This window comes from Microcystis sp. M113S1 (assembly GCF_020246945.1).
In the GTDB taxonomy this organism is placed as follows: Bacteria; Cyanobacteriota; Cyanobacteriia; order Cyanobacteriales; family Microcystaceae; genus Microcystis.
Map to the genome: position 1 here is coordinate 20,061 of NZ_JADBSA010000031.1, position 20,961 is coordinate 41,021.

Sequence of the window (20,961 nt, forward strand, 5' to 3'; positions counted from 1 at the left end):
TCTCCTTATTAGTCAATTTCTGCCAGAATATCGTCTAATTCCTGTTGATTCAATTGCGCTACCGGAAAATCTGAGGGAGTGTAACCCCCAGCATCAGGAGATAAACAATGCTCAATCAATTTCAGCAAAGCTTCTTTATAGCCGCGCCCTAAATATTCTACCGTCGAACGTTCATAGATGAGATCGCTATAAGTCCAGTTTACTTGTAACTGTCCCTCTATAACTCTGGCCGTAATCTCTAATAAATGACTACGATGTCCCTTAAGACTGTGATTAGGCCCCTTAGACTCATCCGCTAATTTCCAATCCCCTTTTTGCAATCGTCCTTGCTCAAATTGACCTAAATAATTAAACAAAACTTCCCTGGCAGGAATTTCAGCTAATTGAGACTTAATATCAGCCTCATCACTCAAATATCGCAAAATTCCATAGTCAATCCCCTTGTGAGGAATAGCTCGTAACTGTTCCTTAATAGATTTGAGTCGCTCACCAGGGTGATTTTCGGGGGGGAGTCGCAAAACAACCGGAAAAAGACTGGTAAACCAACCTACCGTCCTCGATAGGTCAACCTCACTGAACAAATCTTCTCGTCCGTGTCCTTCTAAATCAAGGGATATGGTCAAATTTTCTGTCCATTGTGTCAAAGTTTCTGCTAAAGCGGTTAACAAAACCTCGTTAATTTGAGTGTTATAGGCAGCGGGAACCTTTTGCAAGAGGGTGCGGGTTTGTTCTTCATCTAGAGTCACCGTGATATCATTTGCCATCGCTACTGTATTGTCTTCTTTTCCACTCTCGTTATCTACAGGTAAATTTCTCGCTTCTAACCAAGGTTGAGTTAACCAATAGTCTAATAGCGCTTTCGCTTTTTCCCCTTGTCCATAATCCCTCAAGAGAAGCGCCCAATCCTGAAAAGCTATGGTTTTTGGAGGAAGTTCTACATTCTCCCCCCTTTCCAACTGTTGATAGGTCATCAATAAATCTTCTAGCAAAATTCGCCAAGATACACCATCAACTCCCAAGTGATGAATAATAATCAGTAACCGACTGGGTTGATAGGGGGCCAATTCAAATAGTACGGCCTTGATTAATAGTCCACTAGAGAGATTTAAACTTGCTTGTTGAACTGTTGCCATTGCTAAGAGAGTTTCCCCTTGCTGAGATTGAGGAATAGAAGACAAATCAATCACCTCAAAAGGTACTTCATCCGACATTCCTTCATTGACTTGTTGCCATTGTCCTTCCTCCACAGTAAACTGTAACCGCAAAGCGTCATGATGTTCAATTAATTTTCTCAGAGATTGAGCTAACAAATCAGCTTTCAGGTGATGGGGAACTTCTAAGAGGACAGACTGATTAAAGTGGTGCATTTCAGCGCGATTTTGCTCAAAAAACCACAGTTGAATGGGAGTGAGAGGCACAATACCCGTCACTAAACCCTGTTTAGCTAATTCGGCTGTGGAATAATCGGCAACTGTAGCCAGTTCAGCAAGAGTAGGATATTCAAATATCTGTTTAGGAGTAATCTTCAACCCGGCTTGACGAGCGCGAGCGACAACCTGAATACTGAGAATAGAATCGCCCCCAACTTCAAAAAAGCGGTCATAACGACTCACTTGTTTAATGCTGAGAACATCTTGCCAAATACTAGCCAAAATCTTTTCTTTCTGAGTATGAGGGGGAACAAAATCCTGCTCAGATGTGTAAGGTATCTCAGGGATGGGTAATCTTGAACGGTCAATTTTTCCATTAGGAGTCAGAGGGAGAGCTTCTAAGGACACAAAAAGAGCCGGAATCATATACTCTGGCAACTTCTGTCCCAAGAAACGACGCAAATCCTCAGTATTTATCGGGCCATTTTCTCCTACTAGATAAGCGACTAACCTCTTATTCCGATAGGAGTCCTCCCAAACTTTCACCACCGTTTGCTTAACTTGGGGATAAGTCCCTAGAGTTGCCTCAATTTCTCCTAATTCAATGCGGAAACCCCGCAATTTTACCTGATTATCACCCCGCCCCAAAAAATCAATATTTCCCTCGGGTAAATATCGGGCTAAATCTCCTGTTTTATAGAGTTTTGCATTGGGTTCATTGCTAAACGGATTGGAGATAAATTTCTCGGCGGTTAATTCAGGTTGATTAAGATAACATCGAGCTAACCCTTCACCCCCGATATATAAATCACCAATAGTTCCTAGAGGAACCGGTTGCTTAAAAGAGTCCAGAATATAAACTTCAGTATTGGCAATAGGCCGGCCGATACTCGGTTGTCCATGGTGTCCTTTAGGCACTAAGCTAAAAGTGGAATAAGTGGTATCTTCTGAAGGACCATAGAGATTATAAACTTTCTTAATGTTTTCCTGCTGGTAAAGCTTCTGGACTAATTGATTAGACAAAGCTTCTCCGGCGAGGTTTACCGTTCGCACAGTCTCAGGTATCGCCTCAATTTCCAGGAGTTGGGCGATCGCTGTAGGTACGGTATTAATTAATGTTACCTCTTTGGCTGCACTTAAACTAGGCAAATCTAGAACATTCTGGGCCAGAATAATCTTACCCCCCACAGCCAAGGGCAAAAATAGTTCAAATACTGACAAATCAAAACAAATAGACGTAGAACCCAAAACCCCCGCTAATTCCTCACTGCTAAAGACTTCCTTGGACCAATTCAGTAAGGTTGTGGTGCTTTGATGCTCAATGACAACCCCTTTCGGTTTCCCCGTTGAACCGGAGGTATAAATCACATAAGCGGTATTACTGGAACTTACGGGTAAAGAGAGGTTTTCGGGACTTTCTAGGGCTATATTTCTTGGTTCTGCCTCTAATATCACCAGATTCCCTGGATAATTCCCTAATTTCTCGACTAATTTTTCTTGTGTTAGCAACAAGGAAACTTGGGCATCCCCTAAAATGACATTGAGGCGTTCAGTTGGATAAGCTGCATCTAAAGGTACATAAGCTCCCCCTGCTTTGAGAATGGCTAATAACCCTATAACCATCTCAGTTGTCCGTTCTAGGCAAATTCCCACCAAAGACTCCTGTTTCACCCCTTTTTTGCCTAAATAATGCCCTAATTGATTCGCTTTTTCGTTTAATTGACGGTAGGTTAATTGTTCATTTTCTGCAATAATAGCGATCGCATCAGGACTGCGCTTAACTTGCTCCTCAAACAATTGATGAATACAGTCATCTGGATAGTGAACCTCGGTATCATTCCATTCTTTCAATAATTGATGTTGTTCTTGCTCAGAAAGTAAACAACAAGTCTCATAACGTTCTAACCCTTCCGTTGCCATAGCGATGAGAGTTTTCTCGTAGTATCCTCCGATTAACTCCATCTGCTTTTCCCCTAGATAATTCCCATCATATTTAAGGGTAAGTTCTACTTCAGATGAAAGAGGATGAAGACTAAAATTAGCTAACAATGTAAAATTAGTTTGATTAAAAAACTTCCCTCCCAAGACCTCTAAATCTTGCACCCCGATGATACCTTGATAAACATGGAAATGAATAAAATTAAAAGCCGTATCAAACAAAGGTTGACCCGCAAAAGTTTTTTGTAACTCAGCCAGGGGATATCTTCGCCAAGATAAGCATTCTCTTTCAACATCAAAAGCTTGCTTAACTAAATCGCTCCAAGAACCTCCAGATAACTCTAAACGTAGGGGCAAAGTATTCAAAAATAAACCTAATATCTTTTCCCCATCGGCTACTTCTAACCGTCCATTAGAGACTAAACCTGTAACAATATCCCTCTGATTATTCAGTAAACTTAATACCCGAAAATGAGCCGCCAATAAAACACTTTTTAGGGGGACTCCAACTTGTTTACCGAGTTGTTTTAATCCCTGAGATACCTGACTAGATATGGGAACTAACCAATCCCAATCTTGATTAACTTGATTAGATTTCGACCACTGAGGAAGTTTGGTCAGCGTGACATCTCTGAGTTTTTCTTGCCAATAATTCTGGCATTCTGTCGATTGAATAGTTTTCTTTTCTAAGGCGACAAAATCCCTAAAACTGATATCTGGAGGGGGAGAAAGAGGTAAAACTTTTTTGTCGAGAAGATAGAGATACTGTTGTAACAATTCTGTGAGCAATGAGGCTACACTCCAACCATCTAAAATAGAGTGATGAAAGCTGAAAGTTAGGTTAAAGTTATCCTGATTGCGGCGATGGAGATGAAAGCGAAATAAAGGAGGACTATTCCAGTCAAAAGTGCGGATTTTTTCCCGCTCAATCCAATCATCAATAGCCGTGTCTTGTTCAGAAGGAGATAAATGGGTTAGGTCATCTAATCCTAAAGGAACATCGATTTGTCGATGAACTAATTGTAGGGGTTCCTGATATTCAAAGAGTGCGAAACTGGTTCGTAATACCGGATGCCGCTGGACAATCTCCTTAATAGCACTATGTAAAGCGGGAAAATTAAAAGTAGCACGAATATGATAGGTAAACACATCATGGTACACCGACAGATTCCCCTGATATTCACTATGAAATATCATCCCCAATTGTAGAGCAGTTAGAGGATAAGCATCCTCCACTTCCTCCGGTAAATCCCAGCGAACTTCTTGAGGAATTAAACTAAAAACTTCCGTTTTTTCAGTCCCCAAAGTATCAATTTCATAGCTAACGCAATTGGCCAATTCTTGAATGGTTTGATGTTGCAATAATTGGGGTAAGGAAAAATGAAAACCCATTTGTCGCGCCTTAGCGATCACTTGTATTGCCCGAATCGAATCCCCCCCAAGTTCAAAAAAATTATCGTGAATACCAACCTCTTCGATGCCCAAAACTTCAGCCCAAATCAGTGCTAAAATTTCCTCAAGAGGGGTACAAGGTGCTACAAAATTCTCCGAATTCCTTAAACTGTTATAGCTTGGAGAGGGTAGGGCGCGACGGTCAATTTTTCCATTATTTGTCAGAGGAATAGAATCCAATTGCACAAAGGCATGGGGTATCATGTATTCTGGGAGTTGCTTTTGCAGATAACTCCGCAGTTGGGGAATCAGTTTACTGTTTAACTTAGACCTTAAAGGGTGATTTGCATATAGTTGCCATTCAGGTTTTGCGGTGTGGGTGGGGGTAAAAGCGATGTAATTTCTACGGGAATTTTCTAGCGGAGCAAAAATCACATCGTAACAGTCCGGAGTATCAGACCTAGTTACCCAAACCGAAAGGGATAAATCCGCAGCTAAAGCCGAAAAATCTTCAGTTTCTACGGCATTTTCCGGTATAATGTCCGATTTAATCGCTTTAAATTCCTCGATTGTCCCAAAGTCTTGAGAATTGTTCAACAATTCCACAATTTTTAAAGGTCCAAACAAGCGCAAATTAGGGACACCTATCACCCTTAACCCCTCAGATGTCCCCAGTTGATTTCTCACCTCAGATAAAGTCAGCTGCTGTTCAGTCCAGTTTAATTCTTGAAGGTCGGTGCTAAAATCCACAATTGTTGCGCTTCGTAGAACAACATTGTAACGAAATTGAGTCAATTCGTTGTGGTATCGACCTCTCTCTAGATGAATCTCGACTTCAGTAATCTGAGGAAAATAGGACTGAATTGCTCTAAAAAAATCAGGGTCAATGAATAACTCATTTTCTTGCTCAATTTTCCTCTGTACAAGCTGTTTAAAATCCCTAATCGAATCTTCAGGGTTAGCCTTATAAAGTTCTACATCAGCGTGAAAAGCTGCCATGAGTTGCAAGTTTCGCACATCTCCAAGGAAAATACACCCCCCCGGAGTTAGTACCTTGATAGCTCCCTCTAAAACCCGCAATAAGTAATCTATATGGGGGAAATACTGCACAACCGAGTTAAGGATAATTGTATCGAATCCTTCCGACTCCAAACCCTCAAAATTATCGGCAGTACGGGTAAATAACCTTATTTGCTCCAGCTTTGGCCCTTCTTGATTAATTCGCTGAATATGGTCTAAGGCTACTGATGAAATATCTGTTCCCCAATAATGCTGACAATGGGGAGCAACTTGGAATAATATTAACCCGGTTCCACAACCTATTTCCAGAACTTTTTTAGGTTGTTGAGCGAGAATAACCTTCACCTTATCATCTAGCCATTCTCGCATCTGAGCAGCCGGGATAGATTCCCCCGTGTAACTACTATTCCAGCCAACAATATTAAATATACCCTCAGAATCTGCCGATGTTTGGCTGTAAATTTGGTTATAGAGGCTTTGCCATTGCTCGATTTGCTCATCGAATAATTGCCCTTTTTCTGAAGTCGCCAAGAGTTCCCCCTCTTGAGACTGACCCACAACATAAGCAATTAGTGTTTTACTGCCGGTTTCTGTCTCCGATGCAATGACTACCGCTTGCTCAACTGCTGGATGTTCACTGAGTATAGTTTCAATTTCCCCAAGCTCAATCCGGAAACCTCGAATCTTAACTTGATGGTCAATACGCCCCAAAAATTCAATATTTCCATCCGGTAAATACCGAGCTAAATCCCCCGTTTTATATAATTTTGCCCTAATTTCTCCCCCTATTGCTCCTGCGACCTTAGCAAAAGGATTAGGGATAAATTTCTGGTCTGTTAATTCGGGACGATTGAGATATCCACGAGCTAAACCTATACCACCAATATGTAATTCTCCCACAATCCCTATAGGAACTGGTTGTAAGTGCGGATTAAGAATATAAATCTGAGTATTGGCAATTGGTTGACCAATACTCACTATCGCTTTTTCACTCCCCGGTAAACAGGGCCAGTAAGTCACATCAATCGCCGCCTCAGTCGGCCCGTAGAGGTTGTGAAGTTCACAGTTAAAATGCTCAAAAAAGCGTTGTGTTAGGTCTAATGGCAGAGCTTCCCCACTACATAAAACCCGCTTGAGAGAACTACATTCTTTTAGCTCTGTTTCTTGCAGAAACACTCGCAGCATCGAGGGGACAAAATGAAGGGTAGTAATTTGCTGCTCTTGGATCAATTGTATTAAATAGATACTATCTTTATGACCTTCTGGTTTAGCTACCACTAGGGTTGCACCGGCTAATAATGGCCAGAAGAATTCCCACACTGAAACATCAAAACTAAAAGGGGTTTTTTGTAAAATGCGATCGCTGTTAGTTAACTGATAAGTATCCTGCATCCACAACAAACGATTCCTGATACCCTGATGAGTATTCATCGCACCTTTAGGCTTACCTGTGGATCCCGAAGTATAAATAACATAGGCTAAATTTTCCCCCGCTACGCCACTGTCACAATTGTTCTGACTTTCTTGAGAAATTGCTGGCCAATCTGTATCTAAAGCAACAACAATCCCAGGGTATTCGTCCAACAATCCCCGCAGCAATTCCGCAGTAATGATCACTTTTACCCCAGTATCTTCTAATAGATAACTTAGGCGTTCTTGAGGATAATTAGGATCTAAGGGGACGTAAGCTCCTCCGGCCTTCAAAACAGCCAATAAACCTACTACCATTTCTAAGGAACGCTCCAGACAAATTCCGACTAATTCCTCTGGTTTTACTCCTAATTTTTGTAGGTAATGACCAAGTTGATTGGCTTTTTCATTTAATTCTTGATAAGTTAATTCTTGATTTTCAAAAATGACCGCCACTCTCTCAGGGTAAAGTTTGGCTTGCTCTTCAAATAGCTGATGAATCCATTGCTTTTGAGGATATTGAATGGCCGTATCATTCCAATCTATCAGCAATTGTTCTCGTTCTTTTGCCGTTAATATATCAATTTCTGACAAATCTATATCGGGATTACTCGTCACTGTTTCTAAGATTTTACGGTAATGTCCTAGCATTCTCTCGACAAAATCTCTGGGAAATTTATCTTTAATAAAAGTGACAGAAACACCACTATCATCCGCTGCTATGGCAAAAACTAATTGAAATTTATTTAACGAAGAAATGTCCCCACACAGGCCTTCTTTGATCACAGCAACGTCAAAAATATTCTCTAGTTCTCCTCCTCTTGCTGCCAAGGTTTTGACCAAACTATCCAGAGCATAGTTTTGATGGCGATATCCTTCCTGTAAATCTTTACGAATGATTCTTAGTAAATCTTTAAATGAACTAAAATTATGTTGATTGAATCGGCAAAATATCAGGCTATCTAATTTTTCTGTATTCAAGGCTCCTGTAGCCGTAGCAAACTCGACTTGAGCAGTATATTTAAACATTAAAACCTGGACAACAGCCAGATGAAATGCTAAATTATTAACAGAATTATTTGCTGTTAAACTGTTGATTTTTTTCTGTAAATCTGTAGAGATAACTTCAATAACGCTATCTTGCTCCCCGGTTTTATTCTGACTTACATTACCAAATAGAGTAGTTACTGGATCTATTTCTTGAAGTTGCCGAATTTGGTAATCTATTGAAACCAGATGTGCTTCCATTGCTGTTCTAACTTTGTCCCTAAATAGTAGTTGATGGCGGTATTCAGAGTCATGGGGTACAATGCTTACCCGTTCCCTGTTCCCTTAAAGCGATAATTCCCGTCTCTGACGAGTGGGATTATTGCTATACGAACTACAGGAAACCCGCCTAGGGCTAAGGTCGAGGTTTCTGTCGCTTCTTCAAAATTGTTCTGAGCCTCGACATCATAGCATATTAACCGACATTCCGCACATCTTCATAATATACTTTTGTATATTTTTACATTTCCCAAGATGTTTTGACGAAAAATCTTCATTGTAGAAACTACTGTTGTCAGCAATAAATTAGTAAAAATTATTAATTGAATATTAAGAAGTGCGGAAAGTGTGACATTTAAAGATATAGTGGCGCGAGGCCAGCAGAGCAGAGCTTAGGATGCCACACCCCACACCAGGTTATTGGAGATGTCTGTTGACAATTACTACCTCGATCAGGTATGATTGGCTGTCTGGTCGTAATAGCTGAAGAAGTGACAACGAGGTGGAAATTTAAGTGAGGTGGGGGGAAAATTTCCTCACTGCAAGCCATCAAATTAATCGACTTACCTGGTAAAAACCAAATTCCCTCGTTATCTTTCGGCGAAAGTCTCAAGCTTTTTCCCTACACCCTAACCCCGACAATCTACACCCTGTTTCACTTTCCATCTGCTTGTCACCCCGTCAGTCGCAATAATTATTCTTTTCCAAGTCGAGTCTAACACTATGGACTTTCAAGATAAAAAGAACTTATCCGAAAACGAGCAATCAATCCAAACTAGAGTTTTTAAAGCTCTTAGTGAAGCTAAAGAAAAATTAAAAGCTTTCGAGTCTCAACAAAGCGAACCCTTAGCTATCGTGGGTTTAGGTTGTCGTTTCGGTCATAATATTGCGACACCTGAATCCTTCTGGTCTTTCCTGAAAGCGGGTAAAAATCACCTCAGAGAAATACCTAATGAGCGCTGGAACCAGCAGGATTTTTATGATTCAGATCGGAATAAAGTGGGTAAAATCTATGTTTCTCAGGGGGGGTTTCTCGATGATGTCTCCCAGTTTGATGCCCATTTTTTCGGAATTGCTCCCAAGGAAGCCGTCGCTATGGATCCTCAGCAAAGGTTGCTTTTAGAGGTGGCCTATGAAGCTTTGGAAAATGCAGGAATGGCAACAACGACGGCTAGAAGGGGAAAAACAGGGGTTTTTATCGGGATTACTAACAATGACTATGCCCGTATTCTTACCTCAAATGAGGACTATAATGCCATCGGAGCCTATCATATTTCGGGTAATCATACTAATGCGGCAGCTGGGCGTATTTCTTACCTTTTAAATCTTAATGGTCCGAGTTTGGCAGTAGATACCGCTTGTTCTTCTTCCTTAGTCGCTGTTCATCTGGCTTGCCGTTCCTTACGTTCCCAAGAATGCAGACAAGCTTTAGTCGGAGGAGTGAACTTAGTTTTAACTCCAGAAGTCGTCATCGCCTTGTGCCGCAATCAGATGTTAGCCGCCGATGGCCAATGCAAAACCTTTGACGAAAGTGCCGATGGGTTTGGGATAGGCGAAGGTTGCGGAGTCATCGTCTTAAAAAGACTCAGTGACGCTCTTCAAGATGGCGATCACATTTGGGCAGTGATTCGGGGGACCGCAGTCAACAACGATGGGGCCAGTGGCGGCTTTACCGTTCCTAATGGGCCTGTGCAGAGAGAATTAATCAGAGAAGCTCTAGCTGATGCTCGTTTAGATGCCGAGGCTATCGATTATGTTGAAGCTCACGGTACAGGAACATCTTTGGGAGATCCCATCGAAATTAAAGCCATAGCCGAGGCATTATGCGTCAATCGTCGGAAATCTAACCCGTTATTAGTCGGTTCTCTCAAAACTAATTTAGGTCATCTGGCGGCGGCGGCCGGAATTTCAGGATTAATTAAAACCGCATTATCGCTACACTACCGTGAAATTCCGGCTCATCTGAATTTCAAAAAACCCAATCCTCATATTAATTGGGATGCCTTACCGATTAGTATCGTCACGCAAAATTGTCCTTGGAATGTTAACAATGGCAAGCTCAAAGCGGCTGGAGTCAGTTCTTTTGGAGCATCGGGAACCAACGCTCATGTTATTTTAAGCGAACCGCCTCAACCGCAACCCCAAAACCCGAAAATATCCCCCATTCTCGTTACTTTTTCGGCTAAAGAACCCGAACGTTTACGTCTTTTTACGACTCAATTTGTGGATTATCTTGAGCAGAAAACATCTCTCAACGTCAAGGACATTGCTCTATCTTTAAATACCGGTCGTTTTCCCCATAAACACCGCCTTGCTCTTTTAGTTTCTAATCAAGAGAATCTGCGACAAGGAATTCAGGCTTTTCTCAAGAGCGATGGGGATGAAAAGCACTTTCAAAATAATAGCTTCGACATTATTTATGGAGAAGCGCAAAGCAATCCTAAAATTGCTTTTCTCTGCAATGACGAGCAAGAAATTAGTCCAGAAATCCCAGAAATCATTGAAACCCTGCTCAATAATGAGCCAGTATTTCATGATGCTTTTAGGCAGTGCGATCATCTGTTTAAAAAATATTTAGAATTTTCTCTTCAGGAATTATTGTCATCTAAAAAAGCCTTAGAGCCTCTGATTCCTTTGTCTGTACAACCGTTATTATTTGCCTATCAATATGCTCTTTGTGAACTCTGGAAATCGTGGGGAATTTCTCCTTCTGCGATTTTAGGTTCTGGATTAGGGGAATATCTCGCCGCTGAACAAGCGGGAGTTTTTTCTCTTGAAGATACCGTCAAGCTGGTGGCGAAACGCGCTCAAATTAGCCCACAAAAACCCAACTCAGAAGACCTTTTATCCTTGCTCAAAAGCACCCCAGAAGTCGATTATAACTCTCCCGATATTACCCTAATTTATCAGGGTGAAGTTGTGAAAAAATCTCTCACAAATTCAGTTAATAGAGGGGAAAGGATTAGGCAGAAATCCGACGAAATCGCCCAGGGAATTTCTACTTTGCATCAAATGGGATATCAAATCTTCCTAGAAATGGGAATTAGTGCCAATCTCATTAATATAGGTCGTCAAAAGTTAGGGGTCAATTCAATTCTATGGTTATCTAGTTTAGGGGAGGATTGTCACAGTGATCAGCATGAGCAAAGGGTGCTAGGTCAACTCTATGTACGAGGATTTAATATTAACTGGGAAGCCTTTCATCGCTCACATCTGGGGCAAAAAATTAGTTTACCTAATTCGCCTTTTATCCGCAAACGCTACTGGATAAATTCTGGCAATAAATCAGAGTCTTCTAGCTATAAAAACCCTAATTATTACTCTGGACATCCCTTACTAGGCGATCATTTTCCTTCTCCCTTAGCTCTCCTTCAATATCGAGGGAGCATTAGTCAACATAAACCTGCATTTTTAAGAGAACATCAGGTTTTTGATCAGGCCATATTGCCAGCATCTGCCTTGATAGAAATGGCTTTAGCTGCCGGGGAGAATCAAAAAGTTATTTTAGAAAATGTTGAATTTAAGAAGGCATTAATTTTAAAAGATACGGAAGACACATTACAGTTAATCATTGAGCAAAAAAGCTTTAAAATTTACCATGCACTTGAGCCAAATTGGGAAATATTAGTTACTGGAAAAATTGATGAATTGAAATCAACTAATTTAACCCATTGTCATTTAGAAGAAATCGCCAAAAATTGTTCTGAAGAAGTCGATATCAACTCCTTTTATGAAACTTATCAAAAATCAGGGATAAATTACGGGAGTAACTTTCGGCTCATTCATCAACTGAAGCGGGGGGAAAATACAGCTTTTGCTCAAATCAAATTAACCGATAGGTTAGAGCGGGAAAAATATCATTTTCATCCAGCTATGTTAGACGCTTGTTTTCAAGGGATTGCTGCCATTTTATTTAAAGAAGAATCCTCAGTAACTTATGTTCCTGTTCGCCTTGGGCAATTGGCATTTTTCCACCCTCCTGATGAGCAGGTAATCAGCGCGGTTCGACTGAAAAACTCCTCCCCTAACCCTAACATTATTATCGCTGATATTGATATCTATTCCCCCCAAGGTCAACCCTTGGCATCCCTCATCAACTTAGAACTAAAAGCCGTTCAATCTCAAGAGATTATCCCCCAAGAAATACCCCCTCAAATCTATCTAGAAGAATGGATGCCTTGCGAGGAATTATTAGGGAATGGTAGAGACACTTTAGTAGCTCCCCAGGTGATTAAAAATCAAATTCACCCCGCACATTTAGAACAACAACTAGGGGAAAAATTGGGGCAATATGAGAGCTTAATGGAGGCCTTGGAAAAGTTAAGCGTAACCTATATTTGGGAAGCCTTAACAAAACTTAATGGACAGCCAAAATTAGGTCAAACTTATTCCGAAGCACAGATAGCAAATCAAGGTCAAATTGTCGATTTTTACCGACCTTTATTATCTCGATGTTTAAGTATTTTAGCTGAAGAAAAAATCGTTAATCAGACAAAAGATGGCTGGTTATTCGTCAAAGAATTAGAAGCACCTTCATCGCCATCGCAAATTAAAATTCTCCGCCAAGAATTTGCCGATTATCCAGCAGAAATTAGTCTAATGGAGCGTTGTGGCTCTGCTTTGGCAGCAGTCATGAGTCGTCAAGTTGAGCCATTAGAATTACTCTTTCCTCAAGGGGATTTAGAAGCGATCGCAGCAATTTATTCGGAAGCTGCCGGAGCTAAATTGATGAATCAGTTAGTCGCCACCACAATCAGCCGTGCTATTGCGAATTTCCCCCCCTATTATCCCCTAAGAATTCTCGAAATTGGGGGAGGAACAGGAGCCGTTACTGCTGGCATTTTACCTCACTTACCGACAGAAAATATCGAATATGTATTCACCGATATTTCCTCTAGTTTCTTAACAAGAGCCAAGGAAAATTTTAGAAACTATCCCTTTATTAAATATCAAACTTTAGACATTGAAAAAAATCCCTTTACTCAAGATTTTCTCCCCGGCAGTTTTGACATAATCATCGCCGCTAATGTTCTTCATGCCACAGCCAACCTTCAAAAAACCCTTGAAAATGTGCGCTCTCTCATCGCTCCTAAGGGACGACTAATCCTCTTAGAAAGTACCGGGGCAAGACGTTGGGTAGATTTAACCTTTGGCTTGACAGAAGGATGGTGGTTATGTAGTCAAGATCTGCGGCGGAATGGTTATCCGTTAATCAGCACAAAAGATTGGCAAAATTTACTGATTGAGAATCAATTTGAAGACATTAATATTATCGAACCAAGCCAAGCAAAAACCCGAAATTTATTAAAACAAAGTGTCATCATTAGTCGAAGCAGTGAGCAATTACCTTCTCTTCCGGCAAAATCTTACTATCATCAAATAATCTGGGCAGATAGTCAAGGAATTGCTAACGGTTTAATCCCTCTATTCCAACAGAGAGGAATAAGTTGTTCTTGCGTCTTTTCCAAAGATATTAACCCGGAGATGGCTGAAGATTACCTATCAATATTGAGAAACTCGATAACTTCAGAAACTCGTCAAATACTGTACTTCTGGGGCTTAGAAAAAATCCCTGGAGAAATTGATCAACAAGTCGAGATTCATTGTCAACGATTTCTCTTTTTCTTACAAGCCTTATTGCAGCAAGAAAATCCGCCGGCTCTGATTTTAGTGACTCAAGGAGCAGTACCAGCAAAAGCCATTAAAACCCTGACCTCTCCCTCTCAAGCATCCTTATTAGGAATAGCCTTCAGCCTAGTCTTAGAACATCCTGAACTTAATTTCAAGGCAATTGACCTAGATCCAGATGAAGTAAACTCAGCCGACAAACTGCTGCAAGAAATCTACAGTAATCCCCAAGAAAACCGGGTTGCTTTGCGGGGGGAACAGCGTTTTTATCCCCGTTTAGTGCAGAGAAAACTTGAAGATGGAAATATCAATTTTAGTCCTGATGGCTATTATTTAATCACAGGAGGCACAGGGGGGTTAGGATTAGCAACAACCCGATGGATGATTGAAAAAGGGGCGCGGAATCTAGTTTTGTGTAGTCGTCGAGGGGCAGAAGGAATTAGCCCTGAAATATTAGCCAATCTCTCCTCTAGTGGGGCAGAAATTACCATCAAAAAACTTGATATTACTGATGCTGAAAAACTGCACACTGTCTTAGAAGAATGCCGTTCTAAATATCCTGTGCGGGGCGTTTTTCACATTGCTGGAACCTTAGACGATACAACCTTATTAAGACTAACACCAGAGCGCTTTAATTATGTTTTAGCTCCCAAAGTTAAAGGAACTTGGTTGCTTCATCAACTCACCCTAAATGACCCATTAGAATTCTTTGTCTGTTATACTTCTGCTGTATCTTTAATTGGCTCAGCTGGACAAGCTAATGCTGCGGCAGCTAATGCCTTTGAAGACGCTTTTATCTATTATCGTCAGGCGCATCATTTACCCGGAACGGTCATAAATTGGGGTCCTTGGAGCGAAATAGGTGCAGCAGTAGATCGCAATGTTTTGGAGAGATTAGCCGCTAAAGGATATGCGGCTATGAAACCAGATTTAGCCCTTAATGCTCTGGAAAAAATTCTCCTAAATCAGATTATTCGCGCTGGTGTAATTAAGATTGACTGGCAACAATTTCCTTATATTCATCAAAGCTTTTATAAAAACTTTCTGCCTCAAGGAAAACCCCAAGCTGCCCCCTCATCTGAGTTTTTAAAACAATGGCAAAATTTAACCTTAAAAGAGCGTCCTAATTGGCTAACTAATCATATCATTATGCGTGTTTCTAATGTCTTAGGACACTCAAATGATGAAACTTTTTCCCCTCAACAAGGCTTTTTTGATTTGGGGATGGACTCTCTCACTTCTACAGAGTTACGAAATCTGTTACAAACTGACTTTAATTGTTCTCTCCCTTCGACGATTACTTTTCGTTTTCCGAATGTTGAAGCCTTAGCTAATTATTTACAGCGAGAAGTTCTAGATAATTCTCAACCGGTATTTACCCCTCAAATAAAAGCAGAAATTTCTCAAAAACAGCCAGAAAAATCACAACTCGATGATGATCCTATTGTTATTGTCGGCATGGCTTGTCGATTCCCCGGCGGTGCTAAGAATTTACAATCTTTCTGGGAACTTTTAGAACAGGGAAAAGATGCTATAACAGAAATTCCTCAAGATCGCTGGGATCAGGAAACATGGTATGATCCTAATCCCAATGTCCCCGGCAAAATATACGCTCCTTACGGTGCATTTCTAGAACAAATTGAGGAATTTGATGGAGAATTTTTTGGCATTATTCCTAGAGAATCTGTCGCTATGGATCCTCAGCAGCGTTTACTCTTGGAAACTACTTGGCAAGCTTTAGAATCTGCTGGACAAAATCCCCAAAAATTACGCAACAGTCAGACGGGAGTTTTTATCGGTTGCATGACGCAAGATTATGCCCAATTAAGTTATTCTCCTCAAGCCATTAATGCTTATACTGGTTCAGGAACTTCTGTTAGTATGGCGGCGGGTCGTCTTTCTTATGTCCTTGGTTTACAGGGTCCATCAATGACCATTGACACCGCTTGTTCCTCCTCATTAGTAGCGATTCATTTAGCTTATAATGCCTTACTTAATGGTGAGTGCGATCTGGCTTTAGCCGGAGGGGTTAATATTATTTTAACTCCCATTATTTCTTTAATCGAAAGTCGCGCCCATATGCTTGCCCCTGATGGACATTGCAAAACCTTTGATGAGAGCGCAAATGGCATGGTGCGAGGAGAAGGCTGTGGAATAGTTGTTCTGAAAAGATTGAGCCAAGCGGTTAAGAATGGAGACCAAATTTTGGCGAAAATTTATGGCACAGCCGTCAATCATGATGGTCCAAGTAGTGGGCTAACCGTTCCTAATGGTCAAGCTCAAGAAAAATTATTATATCAAGCCCTTAAACGTGCTAATCTCAAGCCTGAACAAATCGATTATATCGAAGCTCACGGCACTGGAACAGCCCTTGGTGATCCGATTGAATTAGAAAGTATGTCCGCCGTTTTTGGTCAACGCTCCCCTAATCGGCCTTTAATTATTGGTTCAGTAAAAACGAATTTAGGCCATTTAGAAGGTGCTGCCGGAATTGCCGGATTAATTAAAACCGTTCTAGCGTTACAACACCATAAAATACCTCCTCATCTTCACTTTAAAAATCCTAATCACCGCTTTGATTGGAGTTCTCATATTTTTGAAGTTCCTGTACAAGGAAAACCTTGGAATATCAGCGAACGTCCAAGGATTGCTGGAGTAAGTTCCTTTGGATTTAGTGGAACGAATGCTCATATCATTGTTGGGGAAATTGACGCTGATTTACCTCAACCTTCGGAGAATAATTTTTATCTATTACCCCTTTCGGCTCGCTCTGAAAAATCGCTGCAAGAGTTAGCGAGAAATTATCAAGATATTTTGACTGAGTCTATCAATTTAGCTGATGTTTGTTTTACCGCCAGTACAGGGCGGGGGATTTTTCCGCAACGAATCTGTATTTTAGCAGACTCAATAACCACGGCACAACGAGCATTAATTGATTACCAAGATGGTGAAAATTCTGACTCATTAATCCGACCGACTTTATCAGAGACTCCGCCAAAGATAGCTTTCCTCTTTTCTGGACAAGGCTCTCAATATTCTGGCATGGGAGAAACCCTTTATAACCGAGAAGTTGTTTTCAAGGAAACATTAGATCTTTGTGCTCAAATTCTAGAACCCCTTTTAGAAAAATCTCTCTTAGATTTAATCTTTCAGGAGCAAAATAGTGAGTTATTAGAGGAAACCCAAATCACTCAGCCGGTGATTTTTTCCCTTGAATATGCACTTGCCAAATTATGGCAATCTTGGGGAATACAACCTTCAGCCCTTTTAGGACATAGTATCGGGGAATATGTGGCGGCTTGTTGGGCAGGAGTCTTTTCTTTAGAAGATGCCTTAAAATTAGTGACTCAACGGGGTAAATTAATGGGAAAATTGCCCCACAATGGCAGTATGTCCGCTATTTATGCTGATTATGAGACGGTAGCAAACGCTCTAACTTCTTATGAAAATCAAGTTAATATTGCTTCAGCCAATGGCTCAATTACCGTCATTTCTGGATTTAAAGAGATTGTTGAGCAACTGGAAAAAAACTTTATTGATCAAGGGCATAAAACTAAACGTTTAGCGGTATCTCATGCTTTTCATTCTCCTTTAATGCAGCCCATTCTTGATGATTTTTCCCAGGTCTTAAAAACAATTTCTTTTCATGAACCTAGCTTAACGATTATTAGTAATCTGACAGGGAAAGCTGTAGGTTCAGAAATTACAACTCCTGATTATTGGGTAGATCATCTGCGTAGTACTGTACAGTTTAGTCAAGGATTTCAGTCTTTAATTGATCAGGGTTATCGTTGTTTTCTAGAAGTCGGTTCTAAGCCTGTATTACTGAGTATGGCTCGCCTTATTTCTGCCAACCAAGATCTATTATGGTTGCCTAGTATTGTACCCGGGCAGGATGAACAGGCACAAATGTATAGAAGTTTAGCGACACTTTTTGTTAATGGTTATTCTGTAGACTGGACTACAGTATTTAAACAAGGTAAGCGGATTATTTTACCGACTTATCCCTTTCAAAGAGAACGGTATTGGCTATCTAATTCGGAATTTTCTCTAGGGCAAATCAAGACTCAGTTACATCCTTTTATTAAAGATTTTAAAAAGTTAGCAACGGGAGACATGATCTTTGAAGGCGAGGTGAGTTATCTTAACCCTAGTTATTTAGAAGAACATCAGGTATTTGATAACATTGTATTTCCAGCTACTGGTTTTATTGAAGCTATTTTAGCCGCAAGTCAGAAAATATTTAATGGGCATTTTGTCACCCTTCAAAATGTCTCTATTCATCAGGGATTACTCTTATCTCCAACTCCCTTAATAGTCCAAATAATTTTTAGACCTAAAAAATCATCTCAACTGATTTATACTTTTGAGATATTTAGCAGTGATTCTGCACAAGAAAAATGGGTTCTTCATGTTACAGGTGAAGTCAAACCTAAGGATATACAAAGCTTGGCTGCCTCAGAATTAACCCAAACTAAATTAGAAAGAGAAACCCCTAAAGAATCAATTTCTATTCGTGAATTCTATGAACTTTATCAGCAGATGGGGATCAGGTATGGGGAGCAGTTCCAAGCGATTCAAGAGTTATATTCTTTCAAAAAAGGCTCTCAAGCTAAAATTAGTATTAACCCTAGTTTAGCGGATCGGCGTTATCATTTTCATCCAGTTCTTTTGGATGCTTGCTTACAAAGTATTGGGGCAGCTTTCCCCGAAATTCATGGTCAAGAATTGCATCTACCTTATGGATTCTCTTCCTTGGAAATATTCCTAAATCCAACTTCGCAAGTTTGGACGGAAGTTCAGGTCATCTCAGATACTAATGGTGAAATGAGAGTAAATGTTAATATTTATGATGAACAAGGACAGCTTTGCGCTCGCTTTACTGACTTAACAGCACGGCGCATAAATCCGGCTATTTTACAGAGTTTATGGCAAGAAAAGTCGAACGATTGCTTTTATAAAGTGGAATGGAAAAAACTTCCATCAATGCCAACTGTTGCCGTCAATTCTCAAAATTCTTGGTTAGTCTTGGTTCGTCCAGAAACAGACTTAAATTCCCTAATTAATTTATATAAAAGGGCAGGAGAAAAAGTAATTACTGTAGAAATGGGGCAGAATTATCAATGTAATTCTCAAGATTATTTTGTCATCAATCCGGCTCAGAAATCTGATTTTCAGCGTCTCTATCAAGAAGCTTATCCATCGGGAGAATTTCCGACTGGCGTTGTTTTTTCTTGGGAATCTTCAGAAGCTGAAGACGTGCTAGATACAGTATATCAGAGTTCTCATGCCGTCTTAAATTTAGTGCAAACCCTCACTAATAACTGGGATAAATTACCTCATTTATGGCTGATTACTCGCGGGGCTAATAAAATTATCAATGATACGGCTTTATATCCTCAACAGTCCCATTTATGGGGATTAGGAGCAGTCATTAATCAAGAGTATCCTAAAATGGGTTGTGTTTGTTTAGATTTACCAATCCATAAAGAAGCTAATGAAGCTGAACTTTTATTCAATGAATTAAAGTGTTTCCCCCATGAATTCCGTTTGGCTTTACGTCAAGGAAACCGCTACGCAGCCAGGTTAGTTTCTGCATCTCTTCCTAGCTCAGAAAAACGACATTTTATTAATCAGTCAGGGGTTTATTTAATCACGGGAGGGGGAGGAAAACTGGGCGGATTAGTGGCTCAATGGTTATCAGAAATGGGAGCAAGTCACTTAGTTTTGTGTAGTCGCCATGTTAAATCTTCAACAGAATTGATAGCCCCATTAGTGGAGAAAGGAACAAAAGTAACCTTGATTGAAGCTGATATTACTTCCCCCACAGATATGAAAAATTTATTCTCTCGTTTTGGGGCAGACTTGCCCGTCTTACGAGGAATAATTCACGCAGCAGCGGTCTTAGAAGATGGGCTGATCAGTAATCAAAGTTGGCAAAAATATCAAAAGGTAATGAGTCCAAAAGTAGCAGGAACTCTATTATTAGATCGTTATACTCGCTCTCTATCTTTAGACTTTTTTGTGAGCTTTTCTTCTGCGGCTGTCATCCTTGGTTCACCGGGTCAAAGTAATTATGCTGCGGCTAATGCTTTCATGGATGCTCTAATGCAGCAACGGCAAAGTTTAGGATTACCTGGTATTAGTATTAATTGGGGAGCTTGGGAGACGGGCAACCAAATTGATCAACAACGTTTCGCTAATTGGGGTTTGCAGATGATGCCTTCTGAGCAAGCGTTTCAATATCTCAATCAGGTAATTTTAGATGATATTACTCAAGGGATAGTTCTCGATATTAATTGGTCGATTTTTAACCAAATTTTCAATATTAATCAACCCTTCTTTAGCGAGGTATTAACCCTAAAAAATCAAAAACAAACAAGTCCAGCAAAACTATTAGAACGATTAAAATCTGTCTCTATAGACGAACGAATAAACGCTTTAGTAGAAGGACTGGAGAAAATATTAAGAGAAGTGACTGGGTTAAATGGGAACAAAGTTATTCCTCAACAAACATCATTCTTAGACTTAGGTTTAAACTCTCTAATGGTCATAGAATTTAAAAATCGCTTAGAAACAGATTTAGGGTGTAAATTGCCATCTTCGATCATTTTCGATTATCCTAATCTTCTCAGCTTAAGTACCTACTTACGGGAACAAATTCTAGCCAATCATCTCGATTTTGAGATTAAAATAAATCCAATTCCTGACAATCATAGTCCCTATGACAGCCTCAGTGAAGACGAACTGGCAAGATTACTTAATCAAAAATTAACGGAGCTTGATCAATATGGAGGTTAAATTTTAAAAATAATGTTTCAAAAGGCATGAGATGTGGTAGGCTAAGTAGATGAACATGAGTAAGCTTAACTCTGTGGGGTTAAACTTTTGTTTATATTCACTGATAGTAGCATCCTAATTTATGTTTAACGGCGTA

Annotated in this window: 2 protein-coding genes; one reads left to right on the forward strand and one right to left on the reverse strand. The window is 40.2% G+C overall.

Annotated elements, in window-relative coordinates; all coding sequences use genetic code 11:
- Nucleotides 1-8 precede the first annotated feature (8 nt).
- Nucleotides 9-8,378 carry a non-ribosomal peptide synthetase gene (locus IM319_RS01885; protein WP_287734404.1) on the reverse strand — a complete coding sequence of 2,790 codons (8,370 nt, stop codon included), beginning with the start codon at nucleotides 8,376-8,378 and terminating at the stop codon, nucleotides 9-11.
- Nucleotides 8,379-9,119: 741 nt separating this feature from the next.
- On the opposite strand from IM319_RS01885, the gene IM319_RS01890 reads away from it, so the two are divergent.
- Complete coding sequence (locus IM319_RS01890) at nucleotides 9,120-20,825, forward strand: type I polyketide synthase (RefSeq protein WP_287734406.1); 11,706 nt, start codon at nucleotides 9,120-9,122, stop codon at nucleotides 20,823-20,825.
- The last annotated feature ends 136 nt before the right edge of the window (nucleotides 20,826-20,961 follow it).